This is a genomic window from Demequina sp. NBRC 110053, from assembly GCF_002090095.1.
In the GTDB taxonomy this organism is placed as follows: domain Bacteria; phylum Actinomycetota; class Actinomycetes; order Actinomycetales; family Demequinaceae; genus Demequina.
The window spans coordinates 1,045,310-1,064,773 of the sequence record NZ_BBRJ01000002.1 but is presented as its reverse complement, the minus strand read 5'-3'; the positions used below and the strand labels follow the sequence as shown (position 1 = coordinate 1,064,773).

Annotated in this window: 23 protein-coding genes and 3 tRNA genes; 15 read left to right on the top strand and 11 right to left on the bottom strand. The window is 69.8% G+C overall.

What is annotated here, in order from left to right:
- Positions 1-38 precede the first annotated feature (38 nt).
- The 8 genes from B7K22_RS05100 to purM all read left to right on the top strand — a co-directional run bounded on the left by B7K22_RS05100 (position 39) and on the right by purM (position 8,271).
- Positions 39-464, top strand: coding sequence for a sterol carrier family protein (locus B7K22_RS05100; RefSeq protein WP_084038908.1), 426 nt, complete (start codon positions 39-41; stop codon positions 462-464).
- Positions 465-650: 186 nt separating this feature from the next.
- Entirely contained in the window at positions 651-2,018 is a 1,368-nt protein-coding gene (locus B7K22_RS05095; protein ID WP_084038907.1) for an ABC transporter substrate-binding protein, read from the top strand.
- An 82-nt stretch (positions 2,019-2,100) separates the two neighbouring features.
- Positions 2,101-3,174 carry a carbohydrate ABC transporter permease gene (locus B7K22_RS05090; protein ID WP_234983317.1) on the top strand — a complete coding sequence of 358 codons (1,074 nt, stop codon included), beginning with the start codon at positions 2,101-2,103 and terminating at the stop codon, positions 3,172-3,174.
- Complete coding sequence (locus tag B7K22_RS05085) at positions 3,174-4,121, top strand: carbohydrate ABC transporter permease (RefSeq protein WP_084038906.1); 948 nt, start codon at positions 3,174-3,176, stop codon at positions 4,119-4,121. Before B7K22_RS05090 ends, B7K22_RS05085 begins: the two co-directional genes overlap by 1 nt.
- Positions 4,122-4,387: 266 nt before the next feature.
- Positions 4,388-5,251, top strand: a complete 864-nt coding sequence (locus B7K22_RS05080; RefSeq protein ID WP_159448764.1) for a glycoside hydrolase family 6 protein — start codon at positions 4,388-4,390, stop codon at positions 5,249-5,251.
- Between the two features lie 9 nt (positions 5,252-5,260).
- Entirely contained in the window at positions 5,261-5,692 is a 432-nt protein-coding gene (locus tag B7K22_RS05075; RefSeq protein ID WP_084038904.1) for a hypothetical protein, read from the top strand.
- On the top strand, positions 5,692-7,164 hold the full coding sequence (gene purF, locus B7K22_RS05070; RefSeq protein WP_200807363.1) for an amidophosphoribosyltransferase: 1,473 nt from the start codon (positions 5,692-5,694) through the stop codon (positions 7,162-7,164). The genes B7K22_RS05075 and purF overlap by 1 nt, the downstream gene beginning before the upstream one ends.
- A 3-nt stretch (positions 7,165-7,167) precedes the next feature.
- Positions 7,168-8,271, top strand: a complete 1,104-nt coding sequence (purM, locus tag B7K22_RS05065; protein ID WP_084038902.1) for a phosphoribosylformylglycinamidine cyclo-ligase — start codon at positions 7,168-7,170, stop codon at positions 8,269-8,271.
- Positions 8,272-8,420: 149 nt separating this feature from the next.
- On the opposite strand, the gene B7K22_RS05060 is transcribed toward purM, so the two are convergent.
- Complete coding sequence (locus B7K22_RS05060) at positions 8,421-8,615, bottom strand: DUF3073 family protein (protein ID WP_084038901.1); 195 nt, start codon at positions 8,613-8,615, stop codon at positions 8,421-8,423.
- Positions 8,616-8,842: 227 nt separating this feature from the next.
- Between B7K22_RS05060 and B7K22_RS05055 the strand changes: the two genes are divergently transcribed.
- The 3 genes from B7K22_RS05055 (at position 8,843) to B7K22_RS05045 (ending at position 10,719) form a co-directional block, all read left to right on the top strand.
- On the top strand, positions 8,843-9,046 hold the full coding sequence (locus B7K22_RS05055; RefSeq protein ID WP_084039776.1) for a BldC family transcriptional regulator: 204 nt from the start codon (positions 8,843-8,845) through the stop codon (positions 9,044-9,046).
- 121 nt (positions 9,047-9,167) lie between these two features.
- A complete protein-coding gene (locus B7K22_RS05050) occupies positions 9,168-9,743 on the top strand; it encodes a methylated-DNA--[protein]-cysteine S-methyltransferase (protein ID WP_084038900.1) in 576 nt (191 codons plus the stop codon).
- 34 nt (positions 9,744-9,777) lie between these two features.
- A complete protein-coding gene (locus B7K22_RS05045; protein WP_159448763.1) occupies positions 9,778-10,719 on the top strand; it encodes a DMT family transporter in 942 nt (313 codons plus the stop codon).
- A gap of 4 nt (positions 10,720-10,723) precedes the next feature.
- On the opposite strand, the gene B7K22_RS05040 is transcribed toward B7K22_RS05045, so the two are convergent.
- The 5 genes from B7K22_RS05040 to B7K22_RS05020 all read right to left on the bottom strand — a co-directional run bounded on the left by B7K22_RS05040 (position 10,724) and on the right by B7K22_RS05020 (position 12,518).
- Positions 10,724-11,095 carry a phage holin family protein gene (locus B7K22_RS05040; RefSeq protein WP_084038898.1) on the bottom strand — a complete coding sequence of 124 codons (372 nt, stop codon included), beginning with the start codon at positions 11,093-11,095 and terminating at the stop codon, positions 10,724-10,726.
- Positions 11,096-11,166: 71 nt separating this feature from the next.
- Entirely contained in the window at positions 11,167-12,048 is an 882-nt protein-coding gene (locus B7K22_RS05035; RefSeq protein ID WP_084038897.1) for a phosphotransferase, read from the bottom strand.
- A 70-nt stretch (positions 12,049-12,118) separates the two neighbouring features.
- Positions 12,119-12,191: transfer RNA gene (locus B7K22_RS05030), tRNA-Phe, on the bottom strand.
- A gap of 60 nt (positions 12,192-12,251) precedes the next feature.
- Positions 12,252-12,325, bottom strand: a tRNA-Asp gene (locus tag B7K22_RS05025).
- A gap of 120 nt (positions 12,326-12,445) precedes the next feature.
- Positions 12,446-12,518 (bottom strand) — tRNA-Glu (locus tag B7K22_RS05020).
- A gap of 110 nt (positions 12,519-12,628) precedes the next feature.
- Between B7K22_RS05020 and B7K22_RS05015 the strand changes: the two genes are divergently transcribed.
- The gene (locus B7K22_RS05015; RefSeq protein ID WP_084038896.1) at positions 12,629-12,982 is read left to right on the top strand and encodes a metallopeptidase family protein; all 354 of its coding nucleotides are present in this window, start codon (positions 12,629-12,631) and stop codon (positions 12,980-12,982) included.
- Between the two features lie 26 nt (positions 12,983-13,008).
- On the opposite strand, the gene B7K22_RS05010 is transcribed toward B7K22_RS05015, so the two are convergent.
- Complete coding sequence (locus tag B7K22_RS05010) at positions 13,009-13,224, bottom strand: hypothetical protein (protein ID WP_144276241.1); 216 nt, start codon at positions 13,222-13,224, stop codon at positions 13,009-13,011.
- 37 nt (positions 13,225-13,261) lie between these two features.
- Between B7K22_RS05010 and B7K22_RS05005 the strand changes: the two genes are divergently transcribed.
- Positions 13,262-13,636, top strand: coding sequence for a RidA family protein (locus B7K22_RS05005; RefSeq protein WP_144276240.1), 375 nt, complete (start codon positions 13,262-13,264; stop codon positions 13,634-13,636).
- Positions 13,637-13,654: 18 nt separating this feature from the next.
- Here the strand turns inward: B7K22_RS05005 and galE are convergent, their stop codons facing one another.
- The gene (galE, locus tag B7K22_RS05000; RefSeq protein WP_084038893.1) at positions 13,655-14,632 is read right to left on the bottom strand and encodes a UDP-glucose 4-epimerase GalE; all 978 of its coding nucleotides are present in this window, start codon (positions 14,630-14,632) and stop codon (positions 13,655-13,657) included.
- 17 nt (positions 14,633-14,649) lie between these two features.
- A complete protein-coding gene (gene galK, locus B7K22_RS04995; protein WP_084038891.1) occupies positions 14,650-15,810 on the bottom strand; it encodes a galactokinase in 1,161 nt (386 codons plus the stop codon).
- A gap of 312 nt (positions 15,811-16,122) precedes the next feature.
- Here galK and B7K22_RS04990 point away from each other — a divergent pair, with 312 nt between their 5' ends.
- Complete coding sequence (locus B7K22_RS04990; RefSeq protein WP_084038889.1) at positions 16,123-17,121, top strand: LacI family DNA-binding transcriptional regulator; 999 nt, start codon at positions 16,123-16,125, stop codon at positions 17,119-17,121.
- Positions 17,122-17,126: 5 nt separating this feature from the next.
- Here the strand turns inward: B7K22_RS04990 and B7K22_RS04985 are convergent, their stop codons facing one another.
- Positions 17,127-17,897 (bottom strand): SDR family NAD(P)-dependent oxidoreductase, encoded by a 771-nt coding sequence (locus B7K22_RS04985; protein ID WP_084038887.1) that lies wholly within the window; start codon positions 17,895-17,897, stop codon positions 17,127-17,129.
- Between the two features lie 50 nt (positions 17,898-17,947).
- Complete coding sequence (locus tag B7K22_RS04980; protein ID WP_084038885.1) at positions 17,948-18,715, bottom strand: SDR family NAD(P)-dependent oxidoreductase; 768 nt, start codon at positions 18,713-18,715, stop codon at positions 17,948-17,950.
- A gap of 180 nt (positions 18,716-18,895) precedes the next feature.
- Here B7K22_RS04980 and B7K22_RS04975 point away from each other — a divergent pair, with 180 nt between their 5' ends.
- Complete coding sequence (locus B7K22_RS04975) at positions 18,896-19,384, top strand: carbonic anhydrase (RefSeq protein WP_144276239.1); 489 nt, start codon at positions 18,896-18,898, stop codon at positions 19,382-19,384.
- The last annotated feature ends 80 nt before the right edge of the window (positions 19,385-19,464 follow it).

Below are 19,464 nucleotides of genomic sequence, written 5' to 3'. Positions count from 1 at the left end.
GTCACGCCCCGTGACCCTCGTGTGCGACGCTAGGTGCCATGCCTGCCCGACGCCGCATCGACATCGACGCCGGCCGCGCCGCGGTCAGGGGCTGGCTCGTGTCGACGCGTGAGCCCGACCTTCACGCGCCGCAGGCCGCCACTCGACAGGATGCCGCTCCCACGATCGACCGCGCGACCCTCGCGACGGCGGTGCGCTTCGCCCTCGAGGAGCTGGCGGAGGCGGCGCCAGGCGGGGCGCTCGAGGTCCGCGTGCCACCCTTCGGCGCGGCCCAGTGCGTCGCCGGACGCCACCACCGTCGCGGGACGCCGCCCGCGGTGGTGGAGATGGACGCGGGCACGTGGCTGGGACTGGTCACAGGGCGCCTGTCGTGGGCCGATGCGGTGGCCACGGGCGCGGTCGACGCGTCGGGCGAGCGGAGCGATTTGTCGTCCCTGCTTCCCCTACCAGGCACGACAGAATAGCCCTCCGTCGAAACGTCACGATTCGGTGACGGTCGGGCCGTGGCTTGGCGCGGCTCGTCGGGCCTGCATAAGGTGAAGATGCAAGCGCTGACATCGCGGTCTGCATTCCCGCACCCGGTGATCAGCACGTCTCGGCGCGAGACCTCAGGGCGCCGGGATGCCACTCGACGAGGAGGAGCGTTGCTCATGAAGAGAAGGTTCATCGGCCCCGTCGCCGCGACAGCGGCTGCCGGGCTGGTCCTGGCGGGCTGTTCGTCCGATGACGGCGGCGGTGGCGCCACGGAGACACCCGGCACCGGGGGCTCGCAGCCCGCCGGCTGCGAGGACTACGCCGCGTACGGCACCCACGACGGCGCCGCGGTCGAGCTCTACGGCACCATCTCAGGTGTCGAGGCGGAGCAGCTCACCGAGTCCATCGTGCCCTTCGAGGAGTGCACCGGCATCGACGTCACCTACAACGGCTCTGACGAGTTCGAGACCGAGATCAACATCCGCGTCGAGGGCGGCAACGCTCCCGATCTGGCGATCATCCCCCAGCCCGGCCTGCTCCAGCGCGTGGTCGGCACCGGCGAGGTCGTCGCCGCGCCTGAGGCCGTCGAGGCCAACGTCGACGAGTTCTGGTCCGAGGACTGGAAGAACTACGGCACCGTGGGCGAGACCTTCTACGCCGCGCCGCTGATGGCGTCCGTGAAGGGCTACGTCTGGTACTCGCCCTCGGAGTTCGAGGAGAACGGCTACGAGGTCCCCACGACGTGGGACGAGCTCATGGAGCTCACCGCGACGATGGCCGAGAACGGCGGTTCGGGCGACAACTACAAGCCGTGGTGCATCGGCTTCGAGTCCGGCACGGCGACGGGCTGGCCCGGCACCGACTGGATCGAGGACCTGGTCCTGCGCCAGCAGGGCCCCGAGGCCTACGACCAGTGGGTCGCCGGTGAGCTCGAGTTCTCGTCTCCCGAGATCACCGAGGCCTTCGAATCCTTCGGCGCGATCGCCACGAACCCCGACTACATCAACGGCGGCCTGGGTGACGCGGCATCGATCGTGGACACCGCCTTCCAGGAGGCCGGCCTCCAGATCCTCGACGGCAACTGCTCGCTGCACCACCAGGCTTCGTTCTACGAGGCGCAGTGGGGCGAGGACGTGACGGTGGCTGAGGACGGCGACATCTGGGCCTTCCTCACGCCCAACGTCAACGCCGACGACCCCGCCGCGGTCACCGGCGGCGGCGAGTTCGTCGCGGCGTTCAACGAGGAGGACGCCACGCAGGCGCTGCAGGCGTACCTGTCCTCGGACACGTGGGCGAACAACCGCGTCTCGATCGGCGGCGTGATCTCCGCCAACAAGGGACTGGACCCGGCCAACGCCGGCTCCGACCTGGGACGCGAGTCGATCGAGATCCTCCAGGGTGAGGACACGATCTTCCGCTTCGACGCATCTGACCTCATGCCGGCGGAGGTGGGCGCCTCGGCGTTCTGGACCGGCATGAACGACTACGTCACCGGAACCCAGCTGTCGACCGTCCTGACGGACATCGACAACGCCTGGCCCTGATCGGTCCTAGGTGAGAGGCTGGCGGGGCCCCGCGACACGCGAGGCCCCGCCAGCACGACCCTTCTGACGAAAGGACTCGTCGATGCCGACGACCGAGGTGCTCGCCGCAGGTCCACGACCGCTGCCCATGGCAGGTCTGGGCGCGGACTTCTGGGCAACGCAGGGACAGAACCTGCTGTTCGGAGCCATCGCGATCCTCGCCTTCCTGGCGATCATCGCGCTCATCATGTTCGGTGCGGACCTCGTCAAGGGCGGCGCCCGCGACAAGGTGCAGCTGGTGGTGCTCATCACCCCGGTGCTCGCCCTGCTCGGCGTGGGCCTGATCTATCCCGCCCTCGACACCACCTGGCTGTCGTTCAACGAGATCTCCAACGAGCCGGATCCCACGACGGGCATCTACACCACCACCATGCAGTTCGTGGGGCTCGACAACTATCGCTTCGCCTTCAGCGACCCCACCACTCTGCGGACCATCCTCAACACGTTCGTGTGGATGGTGCTGGTCCCCATCCTGTCGACCGGCATCGGCCTCGCCTACGCGGTCTTCATCGACAAGGCCAAGGGGGAGAAGGTCCTCAAGTCGCTGGTGTTCATGCCCATGGCCATCTCGCTCGTGGGCGCCTCGGTCATCTGGGGCAACATCATGTACGACTACAACCAGGTGGGCGAGCAGACCGGCATGCTGAACGCGCTGCGCGCGCTGTTCGGCATGGATCCCTACAACTTCCTCACGGACAATCCGTGGAACACCTTCTGGCTCATCGTGATCCTGGTGTGGATCCAGACCGGGTTCGCAATGGTGATCCTGTCCGCCGCGATCAAGGGAGTCCCGGCCGAGCTCAACGAGGCGGCGTCGTTGGACGGCGCCAACGCGTGGCAGAGCTTCTGGAGGATCACCATCCCGTCGATCCGCAGCACCATCGTGGTGGTCCTCACGACCATCACCATCATGGCGCTCAAGGTCTACGACATCGTCCGCACCGTCACGCAGGGACGCGATCAGACGGACGTGGTGGCGAACAAGATGTACGTGCTGAGCTTCGTCGAGGGCCGTGAGGCCCTGGGCGCGGCGCTCGCGGTCATCCTGTTCATCTTCGTCATCCCGGTCGTCGTCTACAACGTGCGATCGCTCAACAAGGTGAAGGAGACCCACTGATGAGTGTCACGATGCCTCCTCAGCACCCGGTCGACGACGAGACGCCGACCCAGGGCAAGGCGCTGCCCACCAAGCGCTCGGACAAGGCCAAGGAGCGGCTGTCCAGTCCGTGGGCGACGGTCGCGGCGATCGTCATCGCGGTGTTCTGGACCATCCCCACGATCGCGCTGTTCATGTCCTCGCTGGTGCCGGGCGATCGCTACCGCACCGACGCCTGGTGGACGGTCATGGCGGACGGAGCCCTGACCTTCGAGAACTTCAGCCACGTGCTGTTCGACTCGTTCGGCGACAACTCCACGGCCCCGCCGCTGCTCCAATACGTGTTCAACTCGATCGTCGTGACGGTGCCGTCCGTGGTGTTCCCAGTGGTACTGGGCCTCATGGCCGCCTACGCCTTCGCGTGGATCCCGTTCAGGGGCTCGAGCTTCCTGTTCGTGCTGATCTTCGCGCTCCAGGTGGTGCCGCTGCAGCTGGCCCTCATCCCGCTGCTGCGCCTGCTGGGACCCGAGAACCTCGGCCTCGCGGGCGAGTTCAGCGGCGTATGGATAGCGCACACCATCTTCGCGCTGCCGCTGTCGGTATTCCTTCTGCACAACTTCGTCAGCCATATCCCGCGCGAGGTGCTGGAGGCTGCACGTGTGGACGGAGCGAGCCACACCCAGGTGTTCTTCCGCATCATCATCCCGCTGTCGCTGCCGGCGGTCGCGTCGCTCGCGATCTTCCAGTTCCTGTGGGTCTGGAACGACCTGCTGGTCTCGGCGGTCTTCGGGTCCGCGGAGACCTACCCGCTCACCTATCCGATCTCGAACCTCGCGGGTGACTACGGCCAGTACGCCTACCTGGTCCCGCCCGCGGCGTTCATCTCGATGATCATCCCGCTCATCGTGTTCTTCTCGCTGCAACGGTACTTCGTGCGAGGGCTCCTCGCGGGGTCCACGAAGGGCTGAGCCAAGCTGGGGGAGGATCGGCCCGCGTCACGCCCTTGACGGCGACGGCGCGGGCCGGTTCCATGGCGGCATGCCGCACCGCCACCGTTCGCCAGCGCCGATGCGCGGGCTGGCCCTCGTGGCCGCACTCGCCTTGGCGGGGTGCTCGGGCGCGGTGCCGGACCCGGCGTCGACGACGTCGGTTCCAGCGACCTCGGCGTCGACTGCCGATACGGTCACGTCCAGCCCTGAGGCCCCCCGCGGAATCGTCCGAGCCCCTGCCCTCGGTGACGTCGGCGCGGCCCGAGGCCGGCGCATCGGCCTTCTACGATGCCGGCTCCCAGGCGGACACGGCGCATGCCCAGCTGCTCGCGGACGGTCGCGACGCGGACGCGGCGCTGATCGAGCGGATCGCGCGGCAGCCGCAGGCGACGTGGATCGGCGAGTGGGTCACGGACCCGACCGCGACCGTGGCGCAGATCACGCGGGCGGCGGCGCGGGCCGATGAAGTCGCGCTGCTCGTGCTCTACGCGATACCGGGACGCGACTGCGGGCTGCACTCGGCGGGGGGCGTGGAGGCAGATCTGTACGTGGCGTTCGCCCAGTCGCTCGCGGACGGCATGGACCCTGCCGCGGAGACCTGGGTGGTGCTCGAACCCGATGCGCTCGCGCAGATGGGCGACTGCACCGGACAGGGCGACCGTGCGGAACTGCTCGCGCGGGCGGCCGCGGCGCTGTCGGCCGGCGGCGCGCGGGTCTACCTCGACATCGGCCACTCGGGGTGGCGCGGCGTCGACGACACCCTGGCCCGGATCGAGCGGGTGGGCCTGAGAGACATCGACGGCTTCGCCACCAACACCTCGAACCACCAGGCGCTCGACGACGAGCGCGCGTGGGCGGACCAGATCGCTGAGGCGACGGGCCTGGGGTACCTCGTCGACACATCGCGCAACGGCAACGGCTCCGACGGCGAGTGGTGCAACCCCTCCGGGCGCGCTCTCGGAACGCCTCCGAAGGTGACACGCGAATGGCCGCTCGAGGCGACGGCGTGGGTCAAGGCGCCGGGCGAGTCGGACGGCGAGTGCAACGGCGGGCCCGCCGCGGGGCAGTGGTGGCTCGAGGGTGCCCTCGAGCTGGCGGGCAACGCCTAGACTTGACCCGTGAGCGACGTTCCCGAGAGCCGCCCCGCCGCCCCGTCGGCCGAGGAGCTCGAGCGCAAGGCTCTGCCAGCGCACCTTCGCCGGGCGCCGCGCTACGGGCGCATCATCGGGACCGGAGCCGTCGCGGGGTTCGTCGTGGGCTTCCTGTGCGGCATGATTCTGCCCAACTCCACGGGCGTGGGGCGCGGCACGGTCGGGCTCGTCGTGGGCTTCGGCTTCGCGTGCTTCGCCGGCCTCATCGCCGCGCTGGTCGCCGTCTGGCTCGACCGGGACAGCCCCGGCTACGTCAAGCGAGCCAAGGAGCGCGACGCGGCCGTCGACTGGGTGGACGAGGCAGACCCGACCGTCGCACCGGCGAGCGCAGCGGAGGCGACGTCGGATGACGAGCCGACCCGCGCATCGGCCCCTCACCGTGACGAGGAGAATCGCTGATGCCCCGCGGTGACGGCCGGCTGAACCACGACCTGCTCCCCGGGGAGAAGGGGCCGCAGGACGCGTGCGGCGTGTTCGGCATCTGGGCGCCGGACGAGGAGGTCGCGAAGCTCACCTACTTCGGGCTCTACGCCCTGCAGCATCGCGGCCAGGAGTCCGCGGGCATCGCCACCTCGATGGGCGACAAGATCCTGGTGTTCAAGGACATGGGGCTGGTGTCGCAGGTGTTCGACGAGGGCGCGCTCGAGGCGCTGCAGGGCCACATCGCGGTGGGCCACGCGCGCTACTCGACCACCGGCGCGTCCACCTGGGCGAACGCGCAGCCGACCCTGGGGCCCACCAAGCACGGCACCGTGGCGCTCGGCCACAACGGCAACCTCACCAACACGCACCGGCTCCTCGAGCTCGTGGGGGAGCGTCTGGGCGCCGAGCGTCGCGCCGAGATGGAGGCACGAGGCGCGTCGGACACGATCCTCCTCACCGCGCTGCTCGGCTGGGACCGCTACGACACCGTCACCGAGACCGCGATCGAGCTGCTGCCCCACATCGAGGGAGCGTTCTCGCTGGTCTTCATGGACGAGGACACGCTGTATGCGGCCCGCGACCCGCAGGGAGTCCGGCCTCTCGTGCTCGGCGAGATGCCGTCCGGCGGGTACGTCGTGGCGTCCGAGACGCCGGCGCTGGACATCGTGGGCGCTCGCCTGGTGCGCGAGGTCGAGCCGGGCGAGTTCCTGACAATCGACGCCTCCGGCGTGCGTTCGCAGCGCTTCGCCACGGCCGACCCCAAGGGCTGCGTGTTCGAGTACGTCTACCTGGCCAGGCCCGACACGACCATCGGCGGCCGCTCCGTTCATGCCGCGCGCGTCGAGATGGGCCGCGCGCTCGCGCGCGAGCACCCCGTCGAGGCCGACATGGTGATGCCCACGCCCGAGTCGGGCACACCTGCGGCCGTGGGCTATGCGCAGCAGTCCGGCATTCCGTTCGGGCAGGGACTCACCAAGAACGCCTATGTGGGACGCACCTTCATCCAGCCGTCGCAGACGCTGCGCCAGCTGGGGATCCGTCTCAAGCTCAACCCGCTGCGCGAGCAGATCGCCGGCAAGCGGCTCGTGGTGGTCGACGACTCGATCGTGCGCGGCAACACCCAGCGCGCGATCGTGGCGATGCTGCGGGAGGCCGGCGCCGCCGAGGTCCACGTGCGCATCTCCTCGCCACCCGTGCAGTGGCCGTGCTTCTACGGCATCGACTTCGCGACGCGTGAGGAGCTCGCGGCGGTGGGCCATTCCGTCGAGGAGATCCGCGACCAGCTGGGCGCGGACTCGCTGGGCTACATCTCAGCCGAGGGCATGATCGCCGCGACCGAGCAGTCGCGAGAGCGGCTGTGCACGGCGTGCTTCACGGGTGAGTACCCGATCGCACCACCCATCAACGCTCGGCACCTGCTCGCGATCCAGCCCGTGGAGGTGGCTTAAGCCGTGACCGAACCCATCACGTATGCCGGCGCGGGAGTCGACACCGAGGCGGGCGATAAGGCCGTCGAGCTGATGAAGGAGGCTGTCGCGCGCACGCACGGTCCGGAGGTCCTTGGGGGCATCGGGTCGTTCGCCGGCCTGTTCGACGCGAGCGCGCTGAAGGACTACGAGCGTCCTCTCCTGGCATCCTCGACCGACGGCGTGGGCACCAAGATCGTCATCGCGCGGTCGCTCGACGTGCACGACACCATCGGCCAGGACCTGGTCGCGATGGTCGTCGACGACATCGTGGTGTGCGGCGCCAGGCCACTCGTGATGACGGACTACATTGCGTGCGGCCGCGTGGTGCCCGAGCGCATCGCGGACATCGTGCGCGGCATCGCCGAGGGCTGCGAGATGGCCGGTGTGGCGCTCGTCGGCGGCGAGACCGCCGAGCATCCCGGCGTCATGGAGGCCGACGACTACGACGTGGCCGGCGCGGCGATCGGCGTGGTGGAGGCCTCCGCGCTGCTCGGCCCCGACCGGGTGCGCTCCGGTGACGTGGTGGTCGCGATGGCCTCCTCCGGGCTGCACTCCAACGGGTACTCGCTGGTGCGGCGCGTTGTCGAGCATGCGGGCTGGTCGCTCGACACGCACCTCGACGATCTGGGCCGCACCGCGGGCGAGGAGCTGCTCGAGCCCACGCGGATCTACTCTCGCCTGTGCGTGTCCCTGGCCGCGTCCGTGCCGGGTCTGCGGGCCTTCTCGCATGTCACCGGCGGTGGGCTTGCGGCCAACCTCGCGCGCGTGCTCCCCACGGGTCTCGCCGCGACCATCGCGCGCGACTCCTGGTCGCTCCCCGCGGTGTTCTCCGTGGTCCAGGACGCCGGCTCCGTGCCCACGGCCGACCTCGAGTCGACGCTCAACATGGGCGTGGGCATGGTCGCCGTGGTGGCGCCTGAGGACGCACAGGCTCTCATCGCCGCCTCACGCACCGCCGGGGTGGACGCGTGGGTGCTCGGCGAGGTGAGCGCCGACGACGGTCGCACCGCCGGTGCGGACACCGTCCGCGGCGCCAAGGGCGTTCACGGAGGCGCGGTGTACCTGACCGGCGACTACCGCCGCTGACGCTGCCAGCCGGGCCCGCGCATCGGCGCGGAGAAGTCCGCCGTGGTGGTCGATACTGGTGCGCCCAGCGCCTTAGACGCGCGAGTTGGGCCCCATTCGCGCACCCACAGGCGTGGGTGAACCAGAATCAACCGCGGGGCGACCGAGTCTCAGCGGTCGTCGTCCGCCCAGCGATCGTAGGTGTCCCGGTCGTCGGTGTCGGTCGCAGAGGCTGCGGACGGCGAGGACTCCGCGGATCCAGAGATCAGCTCCCGCTCCAGGTCGCGCAGGTCCGCGCCGTGGTTCGAGTACTTGAGCTGACGCGCGATCTTCGCGTCCTTTGCCTTCTGACGGCCGCGCCCCATGTCGCCGTCCCTTCCCGGGTTGCTTCGCGGGCGCGCATGTAGTGCGGGCCCTGCGGTTTGAGTCCTGCACGTACTTTACAACGCTCATCGCGATGCTTGCGAGTCCCTCCCGAGAGTGCGAAAAGAGAAATCTTCAACAAACGTCGTCATCATCCCGAACGTCGCCCGTCTCATATCGCGACGACCCACCCAGGGTCGGATAGGAAACCGATAGGAAGCTAGAGATGATGGCTGACACAGTCCAGGAGCCGGACAAGCTGCTGACCCCCAGTGAGGTCGCTGCGATCTTCAGGGTTGACCCGAAGACCGTCACGCGGTGGGCCAAGGTCGGCAAGCTGTCCTCGATTCGCACCCTGGGCGGCCACCGTCGTTTTCGCGAGGCAGAGGTCCGGGCCCTCCTCGCGGAGGCTGAAGAGCAGCGTCGCCCGTAGCAACGACCGTTGATGCGGCCCCTGTCCCTGAGGGATGGGGGCCGCTTTCATCCTCGGCGGGGCCGGCGCAGGTGCCAGTCGGCGCGCCCGTGGCGAGGCGCCGGAGCCGTAGATTGGTGCCATGTCCTCCACGCTCGTGTCGGCCGACTTCGCGACCACCTTCGGTTCGCTGCATGTGGTCGCGAGCGCGGACGGCACGGTGCACGCCGCCGAGCTCCGACCGGGGAGCGCTGCGTGCACCGAGCCCGGCCGGCTGCCACGCATCGCCGAGGCACTCGCGGCGTGGGAGGACGGCGACGCCGACGCGCTCACTCGCGTTCCCGTCCGGCTCACGGGGAGCCCCTTCTTCACCGAGGTGTGGGACACGCTGCGCACGGTCCCGGCTGGCGAGGTGGTGAGCTACGCGGAGCTCGCCGAGATGGCGGGAAGGCCCCGCGCGATGCGCGCCGCCGGCACGGCGTGCGCCCAAAACACGCTCAGCCTGTTCGTGCCGTGCCATCGGGTCATCGCCGCCCGCGGGCGCCTGGGCGGGTACGGCTTCGGCGGGTCCGGCATCAAGGCGGCGCTGCTCGAGCACGAGGGGGTGGCCATCGCGCCGGGACCTGTCACCGCGGACTCGCTGGTGGGGGCCGATGCGGCGGTCACCTGGGCGGCGACCTCGCCTCGACCTGTGCGACAGAGCGCGGGTGAATGGTGAGCGCGACCCGGCCGGCGCATCGGGGAGGCTGGTCATGAGCGCCGCCACTGACGTGCCGCTGCGCGCGTGGCTCCCGTACTTCCTGGGCGTATCCGCGGCGTGGGGCGCGAGCTTCCTCTTCATCGAGGTGGGCCTGGAGGGCTTCGCGCCGGCGCAGGTCGGGCTCGGCCGGCTGATCTTCGGGGCGGTGGTGCTGCTCGCGATGGTCGTATCCCTGCGGCGACTGCCTCGGCTCTCGTGGCGTCAGGTGGGCGCGATCGCCGTGGTGGGCGCGTTCCTCTCGGGCATCCCGCTCATCCTCATCCCGCTCGCCCAGGAGCACCTCACCAGCATCCTGGCGAGTCTCCTGAACGCCGCCACGCCGCTGTGGACCGCGCTGTTCGTGGCGCTCCTGATCCCCACGGAGCGCGTGAGCCGCGTGCAGATCGTCGGGCTCGTGCTGGGCGCGATGGGGATCGCCGTGCTGCTGGGGGCGTGGAACGTCGACGACTTCCCGCTGGTGGGGGCGGCCCTGATGCTGGGGGCCACGGCATGCTACGGCATCGGATCGACCCTGTCCCGGGTCCTGCTGGCGCGCGTCCAGGAGTCGCCGGTGGTGCTGTCCGCCACGCAGATCTCGCTGTCGGTGCTGATCGTCGCGCCCTTCGCGCTCGCCGCTCCCAACCCCGGGGCCGACGCGCTCGCGCTGAACTCCGTGTCGCTGTGGGCGATCGTCGCGCTGGGCGTGACGGGCACGAGCTTCGCGTACGTGTGGTTCTGGAAGATCGTCAAGGCGGCAGGTGCGACCATGGCGGCGTCGGTGACGTACGCCGTGCCGGTGGTGGCGACCGCGCTCGGAATTCTCGTGCTCGGCGAGCACCTGCACTGGTATGAGCCTGTGGGCGCCGCGATCGTGCTGACGGGAGTGTGGCTCGCTCAGCGCAAGCCGCGACCGCGTCCTGAGGTGATGCAGGAGCTCAAGGGCTCACCGGCCTAGCGGACTAGACGGAGTTCTTGATTCGCTCGATCGAGGCGGACGGGAACAGGTCCTTGTTCTTCTTGATCAGGCGCACGCCGATCAGCGCGAAGATCAGGACGAACACGAGCAGGATCCCCGCGACGAGCAGGGCAGCTCCCCAGGGTTCCATCACGTTGGAGAATCCGAGCACCGCTGCGGCGATGAGCACCATCGTCATGAAGAACCCGAGCACGGCGGCGACGACGACCAGGGCAGCCCCGAGGCCAAGTCGCTGGCTCTTGTACTTGAGCTCGACCTTGACGACCTCCACCTCGGACTTGATGGTCGCGATCCACTGCCCGGCGATCGCGCCGAGGATGGCGTTGACGAACATCTTCCCGTAGCTCGAGGCCATGGTTCCTCCCAGATTGGCTTTCCTCTAGTACACCGTCTATCGGCACACCAGCGCAAACGCGTGAAGGGCGCTCAGGCTTCCATCTCCGCCTGGCGAAGGGCGTATCGCAGGGTGGACGCGAAAGCCGGCAGGGACTCCCGGTAGTACTCGATGCCCCATGCGGCCTTGCGCACCGCGTACGCGCGCGATCGTGCGATCTGGGCGTCTGTGGCCGCGGCGGCATCGAACAGCAGCACCCGCGCGTCAGGCCCCATGCACACCCACCCTGCGAGCAGGTCGAACCCGCGGTCGCCCATGCCGGAGGCGCCCCAGTCGATGATCCCGGTCAGGCGGGCCGATGCGCCCTCGCCCTCCAGCAGCAGGTTGCCTGGCATGAGGTCGCCGTGGATCCACTGGGGTCGCTCGTCGGATCCCGGATCCGTGGCGGCGTCCCACGCCGCGAGCGCAGCCGCCGAGCCGAGCGCGACGACCTTGTCGCGCGTGCCGTCGTCGGTGGCGAGGAAGGTGGGGTCGGGGGCTGGCGGCCAGGGGAGGTCGATGCTGGCAAGCGCGCCCATCGCCGCCGCGACGCCACGCGCCACGGCGGCCTCGTCGTGGGGATCTCCGCGACGCGGGTGCCGGCCCGGCAGGCGGGACCAGATCCCCCACGGCCACGGCATGCCCGCGGACGGTTCGCCGCGCAGCAACACCTCTGGCACGGCGATCCCCGCTTCCGCCAGGGCCGCGGCGAGCACGGGAACCCGCCGCGCGTCGTCTCCGGCCTCGTCTCCGGCCCAGTCGATGAAGGGCATCCTCGCCACCGCATCGGCTCCCAGCAGGTCGACGCGATGGATGGTGCCGTCGGAGGGAAGCCGTCGCCGCGGCAGCCCCGCGAAGGCGGGAGCCTGATCGCGGATCAGGCGATCGACGAGCGCGTCGGGGACGTCGATCTGCTGCTCGTGGAGGCGCGCCATGGCCCGACTCTAGGGAGATGCAGCGCACAGCAGAAGGCCCCCGCCGCGAACGGCGAGGGCCTTCTCGGTGTGGCTCCGACCGGCGTCGATCCGGTGACCTTTCGATTTTCAGTCGAACGCTCTACCAACTGAGCTACAGAGCCTTGTGGATGTCACCCACGGTAAGCACGATGCCCCTTGCGAACAAGGGGCATCGCCACTCGCGACCCTGACGGGACTTGAACCCGCGACCTCCGCCGTGACAGGGCGGCGCGCTAACCAACTGCGCCACAGGGCCTTGCTGTGTCCCACCTCGCGAGAAGTGGGCCGAAGAAGATTGTAGACCATGGAGGCGGCCGGTTTGTACCCCCGCCTGCGCGAGGTGACCACGATCACATGGAGCACACATCTTCCTCAGTACCCCCAACGGGATTCGAACCCGTGCTACCGCCGTGAAAGGGCGGCGTCCTAGGCCGCTAGACGATGAGGGCGCCGTCCGACGCCTGGCAGGCCAGGCGCCGAGGACCCGCCCATCGTACGGGGCGCGCAGCCACCGCGACAAACGGGCCGATGCGCCTGCCGGGTTTGGGATGATGGCGCCATGGTGGAGATGACGCGCGAGGAGTTCGAGGAGGCCGTCGACGACGGGATCGACTCGATCCCCGAGGAGTTGCTCGCGCTCGTGGACAACGTGGTGATCCTGATCGAGGACGACGCACCCGAGAGCGACCCCGACCTGCTGGGCCTCTACGACGGCATCGCCCTCACCGATCGCGGCTCCGAATGGGGACTGGGCGACCTGCCGGACCGCATCTTCATCTACATGAATCCCACGCTGCGGCACTGCGAGGACGCCGGTCACGTGCGAGAGGAGGTCGCGGTCACCGTCGTGCACGAGATCGCGCACCACTTCGGCATCGACGACGAGCGGCTGCACCAGCTGGGCTGGGGCTGAGGCGAGAAGGGGCTCCGTCGCCAGCGTTACGCCTGGGCCTGCCACCCCCGCCGCTCGAGGTCGAAGACGAACTTCTGCAGCACGGCCTCCACCTCCGACTCGTTCTCGCACTGCTCGTAGCCCACGTGCGGCGGGCGTTCAGGGTGCGCCGTGTCCGTCGTCGTGGTGACGAGCGTTGTGCCGTCATCCTCGGTGTGGAACACCTTGACCTGCGTCCCGTGGGTCATGCTGAACGGCTCCATCGTGCCAGCGTACGCGGGTGGGCGTAGCGTGAGCACCATGCGGCAGACCTTCGGCTCCGACGGGCCCTTCGAGGACATGTACGGCTACTCGCGCGCGGTTCGGGTAGGCCCGCACGTGTGGGTATCGGGCTCGTGCGCGAGGGACGAGGCGATCGTGCCGGACGCCTACGCGCAGGCACTCGATGCGCTGCGGGTGGTCGAGCGCGCGCTCGCCGAAGCAGGCGGCTCCCTCGGGGACGTGGTCCGCACGGTCGCCTACGTCACGGACATTCGTGACACGGAGAAGGTGGCCGCGGCGCATCGCAGCGTGTTCGGGGACGTACGCCCTGCCGCGACTCTGGTCGAGGTGAGCGCGCTCGCGGATCCGCACTACCTCGTGGAGATCCAGGCGGACGCCTACATCGAGTCGTAGGGGCTCACCGGCGGCCGCTCAGTCCTCGTCGGGAGCGGCGGCCCAAGCGCTCGCGGCCATCTCCTCGATGGTGTGGGACATCTTCCACTCGATGTCGTCAGCGGCGAGCTCGCCGGTGGCGACGATGCGCGCGGGATCGCCCGGGCGGCGCTCGCGAACCTCGGGTTCGAGGTCGGAGCCGGCCGCCTCGAGCAGCGACCCGACGATCTCGCGCACGGAGGTGCCGTCGCCGGATCCCAGGTTGTACACCGGCGCGAGGGGCTTCCCGAAGTCGAGCATGCGGGCGGCGGCGACGTGGCTGTGGGCGAGGTCCTGGACATGCACGTAGTCGCGCACGCAGGTGCCGTCCTCGGTGGCGTAGTCGTCGCCGAAGATCAGCGGCGCCTGCCCCGCCTTGATGGCGCGGATCACCTTGGGGAACAGGTTGTGCGGGGACGCGTCGTGGACGTCAAGGGTGCCGGAGCCGACGACGTTGAAGTAGCGCAGTGAGGTGGCGCGCAGCGGGGCGTCGGTGTCCGCGGTAGCGCGCACCTGATCGCGGATCAGCCACTCGCCGATGAGCTTGGACTCCCCGTACGGCGACTCGGGTGCCGTCGCGGTCTCCTCCGTGACCACCGGCTCGGAGGGCGTGCCGTAGACCCCGGCGGACGACGAGAACACCAGACGGGTGACCCCCGCATCGGCCATCGCCTCGAGCAGGCAGGCCGTCCCCTCGACGTTCTGGCGGTAGGTGTGGATGGGGTGCTTCACGGACTCGCCGGCGTACTTGTAGCCCGCGCAGTGGATGACGCCCTTGACGCGGTGCTCGGCGAGGGCGTCGCGCACGCGCTCGGTCTCGAGGATCGACGCGTTGACGAACGGGACACCCGTAGGAATGAACCTCTCGAAGCCGCTCGACAGGTCGTCCAGGACCACCGCATCGATGCCGGCGTCGGTCAGCGCTCGCACCACGTGCGAGCCGATGTATCCGGCGCCGCCGGTCACCATCCAGGTCATGTGAGCCTCTCCTTAAGTCAGCGGTCGCGACGCGCGCCCTGCGAGGGCGCGACGGTGAAGATGGTGGGCTCGCGCAGACCGGCGTCGCTGAGGGCGCCCTGCACCGCCGAAGCGATCTCCTGGGCCTTCTCGGCAGGCACGAGGGCGATAGAGGAACCACCGAAGCCGCCACCGGTCATTCTTGCACCGACCGCGCCAGCGAGGACTGCTGCGTCGCAAGCGAGGTCGATCTCGGGCACGGTGATCTCGAAGTCGTCGCGCATGGAAGCCTGGGAGGCGTTCATCAGGTCGCCGATGGCGCGCGGGCCCGCGGCGGCGAGCGTGTCCACGGTGTCGAGGACTCGCTGGTTCTCGGTCACGACGTGCCGAACGCGCCGGTAGGTCTCCTCGTCGAGGGCGCCCTCGGCGCGGGTCAGGTCATCGGCGCCGATCTCGCGCAGCGTCGCCACGCCCAGCGCCTTCGCGCCGTTCGCACAGGACGCGAAGCGGTCGCCGTAGCCGCCAGTGGCGTGCTCGTGCTCGACGTTCGAGTTCATCACCAGGATCGCGAGTCCCTCCTGCTTGAGGTGCAGCGGGACTGGGTGCGCTGCCTCGGTGTCGCAGTCGAGGAACACCGCGTGGTCCTCCTCGCCCAGCATCGACGCCGCCTGATCCAGCAACCCGGTGGGCGCCCCGACGGCCTTGTTCTCCGCGACGCGGCCGATCCGCGCGAGGGCGATCTTGTCCAGGTCGAGCGTCCACAGCTCGGTGAACGCGACGCCGGCCGCGCACTCGAGCGCGGCCGAGGAGCTCAGCCCCGCGCCGACCGGGACGTCGGAGTCGATGAGGATGTCGAGCCCGGACGCCTCGCCCAGGTCGATCCCCGCATCGGCCATCGCCCACGCCACGCCCAGCACGTACGCGCTCCAGCCGCCCATGGCATCGGGGCTCAGCGCGTCGAGGCTCGCGGTGGTCTCGCCGTCCGCGAACGTGGAGCGCAGTCGCACGGTGCGATCCTCGCGCATGCCCACCGCGGCCCACGTCCGCCGGTTGATCGCGAACGGGAGCACATAGCCATTGTTGTAGTCGGTGTGCTCGCCGATGAGGTTCACGCGTCCCGGCGCCGACCACACCCCGGTCGGCAGGCGGCCGTAGGCGGCCTCGAATGCGGCCGTCACGGCGGCTACGCGGTCAGTCATCCATGGCTCCACTCGGGGTCGGGCGGGGTCCAGTATCGCAGGCAAGCGCGTCACTGTGACCGGTCACAGCCAGTCTATCTGGCCCCATCGCACGCTCCCCACCCGCCCGCTCCACTCGGCGAGTTGGGCCCAACTCGCTCATCTAAGCGCTGAGGCGCACCAGTTGGGCCCAACTCGCTCGTCTCCGTGGGCGCAGGTGGGCGAGGGGCGACCGCGAGCGACCGCATCGGCCCTGCGACAGCGCGGGCCCTCTGCCGTGCGCTCGAGCCACCTCCCGCTAGTGTGAGCGTGCAACGGGGAGGGGCAGCATTCGTGAACGGCAAGCGCGGTCCGAGCATGCACGACGTCGCCGCACGCGCGGGCGTCTCGCACCAGACGGTCAGCCGCGTCCTCAACGACTTCCCCGGGATCCGGCCAGAGACCCGCGACAAGGTGCTCGCGGCGATCGAGGAGCTGGGCTACCGCCGCAATCTGGCGGCGCGTGCGCTCGTGACCGGTCGGTCCCACACCATCGGGATGATCGGGCCGGAGATCCCCGACATCGGCCCACTGTCGACGCTGCATGCCGTGGAGCGCGCGGCCCGCGATGCAGGGCTCCACACGATGATGACCAGCGCGGACCCCTCGACTGCGCACGTGCGCGACGCGCTCGAGTTCATCGTCGGCCGCGGGGTGGACGCGGTCGTGCTCGTCGCGCAGGAGCACACGGTGCTCGAGGCGCTCGACGGCGTCGAGGTGGGCGTGCCCGTCATTCGCCTGCTCACGGGTGGAGAGCCGGTGGGCGAGGCCGCGTCGATCGACCAGCGCGCTGGCGCCCGCCTCGCGGTGGAGCATCTCATCGGGCTCGGGCACACCCGCATCCAGCACCTCGCCGGGCCGCTCACCTTCATCGAGGCCCAACTGCGTCGCGACGAGTTCCGCGACCTGATCGCCCAGGCGCGTCTGCCAGAGCTCGAGATCCTCGAGGGCGATTGGACCACGGACTCGGGCTTCGCGGCTGGCGCGTCGATCGATCCCCGTGCGACCGCGGTGTTCAGCGCGAACGACGACATGGCGTTCGGACTCATCCACGCGCTCGTGGCAGCCGGCCGCTCCGTGCCGGACGAGCTCTCGGTGGTCGGCTTCGACGACACCAAGACGTCGCGTCACTCCCTCCCGCCGCTCACCACCGTGCGCCAGGACTTCGAGGCCGTGGGCCGTCGAGCCGTCGAGCTCGTGGTCGCCCACATGGCGGGTGAGCTTCCGCGCGAGACGGGCTTCATCGTCCCGACCCTGGTCGAGCGGTCCTCCACGGCCGCGCCGCGAGCCTAGACCCGCTATCCCAGCGAGACGCCCGTCACCCGCTCGAGCTCAGCGACCAGACCGGCCCGCGCATCGGCGTCCTCGACGATCGGGTTGGGATTCAACGTCTCGCGACGCTTGACGTAGCGGCCGGACACCGTGGCCGCGGGGTCATCGAAGACGGCGAGCCAGACCTGCGTCTCGGCGCCGTCCTCGACCTCGTCCCACGCGTCCTCGCCGCCCAGCGCAGTCTTGATCCAGCCGGGGTCGACGACGTTGACGATCGCCTCAGGGTGGCGGCTCGCGATCTCGAACGCGAGCATCGAGTCGTGCAGCTTCGAGTCGGAGTAGGCCTGCATCCCGTTCCAGTCGCGCGTGGACCACTGCAGGTCGGCGGGCACCCACGTGCCGTCCGCCTCGAGTCCGCTCGTCAGGTAGATCATCCGCGGAGCGATCGGCATGAGCGCGGTGAGCAGGTACGGGCCGACCACGTTGACCTGGAAGATCTCCTCGAGCCCGTCGGCCGTCTCGGTGCGCGAGGTCGCGCCGCCGCCGATGCCGGCGTTGTGGATGATGACGTCGTAGGGGCCGTGCTCGTTCGCGGCCGATGCGAGGGCTCGGGTCTCCTCGATGCTCGACAGGTCCCCTGTCACCACGGCGAGGGCACCCGGGTTGGAGGCGATGGCGGCCTGGGCTCTGCGGCCGTCGCGCGCGTGGAGGACCACCTCGTGGCCGAGGTCGAGCAGCTGCCGGGCGCATTCGGCGCCGATGCCCTGGGAGGATCCGGTGATGAGGATGCGTGCCATGCGCCCAGCGTAGACACGAGTCGCGGAGGAATCTTGACGCGCGCGGATGGTCAGCTGGTGGGGAGCACCAGCCCGGTGATCTCCTCGAGGTGCGCCACGACGGCCGCGCGCTGGTCGTGATCGAGGGTCGCGGGGTTGACGTCCTCCTGTGCGCGCCGGTGCACGAACGCGCCGGAGCCGAGTGCGAGGTCGTCGTCGCTGGTGGCCATCCACACAGGGGTGTCGGTGCCCTCGCGCAGCGGCAGCGTCGCGTTGGGGCCGCCCATCGCGGTCTGCACCCAGCCAGGGTGGACGACGTTGATGGCCGCGTGCGTCGCGCTCGCCGCCAGCTCGAAGACCCACATCTGCAGCAGCAGCTTCGAGTCCGCGTACGCCTGGTGGCCCGTCCAGTCAGGGCCGGGTGCGCCCAGATCGGCGCGCCCGTACCGGTGCGCATCCGAGCCGATGTACACCATGCGCGGGCTGAGCGGCATGAGGCAGGTCAGCACGTAGGGCGCGACCACGTTGACCTGGAACAGGCGCTCGAGGCCGTCCTCGGTGATGACTGGAGCGTCCTGCTCCGGCCCCAGGGCGGCGTTGTGGATCACGGCATCGAACGGTCCCGCGTGGCGGGCCGCGGCGGCGAGCTCCCGCACGGAGGCGAGCGACGAGAGGTCGCCCGCGACCACGGCCTCCGCGTCGGGTACCTCGGCGAGTGCCGCATCGGCCCTGGTGGAGTCACGTCCATGGACCACGACCTGGTGGCCGAGCGCGGTGAGGTCGCGAGCGGTCTGGGCGCCGATGCCCTGGGCGGAACCGGTGACGAGGATGCGTGCCATGCGATCACCCTAGGCGGCGCGAAGCGCCGAGGCCGCACTCCACCGGAACGGCACACAACGCCCAGAGAAGTACGGCCTCGACAGGTCCAGCGTACGCGCCAGTAGTCTGTGCTGACCGGACCCTCGGTCCCGACGGGACGAACATCCGATGAACCGCTCACGACTTCTGGAGGCACATCCATGGGCATCGCCGACGAGCTGATCGAGAACAACGCCGCGTATGCAGCGACGTTCGAGCCGGAGCCCCAGGGCGCTCCGTCCCGTCAGGTGGCGATCGTGGCGTGCATGGATGCGCGGCTCGACCCGCTGCCCGTGCTCGGCCTCGAGGTGGGGCAGGCGCACGTGATCCGCAACGCCGGCGGCATCGTCTCCAACGACGCGCTGCGCTCGCTCGTGATCTCTCAGCGCAAGCTCGGTACGCGCGAGGTGGTCATCGTGCAGCACACGGCCTGCGGGATGATGACGATCACCGACGAGGGCTTTGTCGAGGAGCTGCGCGAGGACGTGGGCGAGGCCCCCTCGTGGGCGCCAGGTGCGTTCGGGGACCTCGAGCAGTCGGTGCGGGACTCCGTCGAGCGAGTGCGGAGCGATCCCTTCCTGGTCGACACCGCACACGTGCGCGGTCTGATCTTCGACGTCCAGACGGGTGCGGTGCGCGAGGTCGTCTGACCCCGAGCGGGAGCCAGCCCGCGCATCGGCCTCGTCTTCGGGAAGCCGCGCACATCCGCCGGGGTTACCGTAGGAGGACA

Excerpts from the sequence above, each read along its gene's own strand:
- B7K22_RS05100 (WP_084038908.1), top strand. The coding sequence starts at position 39 with ATGCCTGCCCGACGCCGCATCGACATCGACGCCGGCCGCGCCGCGGTC.
- B7K22_RS05095 (WP_084038907.1), top strand. The coding sequence starts at position 651 with ATGAAGAGAAGGTTCATCGGCCCCGTCGCCGCGACAGCGGCTGCCGGG.
- B7K22_RS05090 (WP_234983317.1), top strand. The coding sequence starts at position 2,101 with ATGCCGACGACCGAGGTGCTCGCCGCAGGTCCACGACCGCTGCCCATG.
- B7K22_RS05085 (WP_084038906.1), top strand. The coding sequence starts at position 3,174 with ATGAGTGTCACGATGCCTCCTCAGCACCCGGTCGACGACGAGACGCCG.
- purF (WP_200807363.1), top strand. The coding sequence starts at position 5,692 with ATGCCCCGCGGTGACGGCCGGCTGAACCACGACCTGCTCCCCGGGGAG.
- B7K22_RS05060 (WP_084038901.1), bottom strand. The coding sequence starts at position 8,615 with ATGGGGCGCGGCCGTCAGAAGGCAAAGGACGCGAAGATCGCGCGTCAG.
- B7K22_RS05055 (WP_084039776.1), top strand. The coding sequence starts at position 8,843 with ATGGCTGACACAGTCCAGGAGCCGGACAAGCTGCTGACCCCCAGTGAG.
- B7K22_RS05050 (WP_084038900.1), top strand. The coding sequence starts at position 9,168 with ATGTCCTCCACGCTCGTGTCGGCCGACTTCGCGACCACCTTCGGTTCG.
- B7K22_RS05045 (WP_159448763.1), top strand. The coding sequence starts at position 9,778 with ATGAGCGCCGCCACTGACGTGCCGCTGCGCGCGTGGCTCCCGTACTTC.
- B7K22_RS05040 (WP_084038898.1), bottom strand. The coding sequence starts at position 11,095 with ATGGCCTCGAGCTACGGGAAGATGTTCGTCAACGCCATCCTCGGCGCG.
- B7K22_RS05035 (WP_084038897.1), bottom strand. The coding sequence starts at position 12,048 with ATGGCGCGCCTCCACGAGCAGCAGATCGACGTCCCCGACGCGCTCGTC.
- B7K22_RS05015 (WP_084038896.1), top strand. The coding sequence starts at position 12,629 with ATGGTGGAGATGACGCGCGAGGAGTTCGAGGAGGCCGTCGACGACGGG.
- B7K22_RS05010 (WP_144276241.1), bottom strand. The coding sequence starts at position 13,224 with ATGGAGCCGTTCAGCATGACCCACGGGACGCAGGTCAAGGTGTTCCAC.
- B7K22_RS05005 (WP_144276240.1), top strand. The coding sequence starts at position 13,262 with ATGCGGCAGACCTTCGGCTCCGACGGGCCCTTCGAGGACATGTACGGC.
- galE (WP_084038893.1), bottom strand. The coding sequence starts at position 14,632 with ATGACCTGGATGGTGACCGGCGGCGCCGGATACATCGGCTCGCACGTG.
- galK (WP_084038891.1), bottom strand. The coding sequence starts at position 15,810 with ATGACTGACCGCGTAGCCGCCGTGACGGCCGCATTCGAGGCCGCCTAC.
- B7K22_RS04985 (WP_084038887.1), bottom strand. The coding sequence starts at position 17,897 with ATGGCACGCATCCTCATCACCGGATCCTCCCAGGGCATCGGCGCCGAA.
- B7K22_RS04980 (WP_084038885.1), bottom strand. The coding sequence starts at position 18,715 with ATGGCACGCATCCTCGTCACCGGTTCCGCCCAGGGCATCGGCGCCCAG.
- B7K22_RS04975 (WP_144276239.1), top strand. The coding sequence starts at position 18,896 with ATGGGCATCGCCGACGAGCTGATCGAGAACAACGCCGCGTATGCAGCG.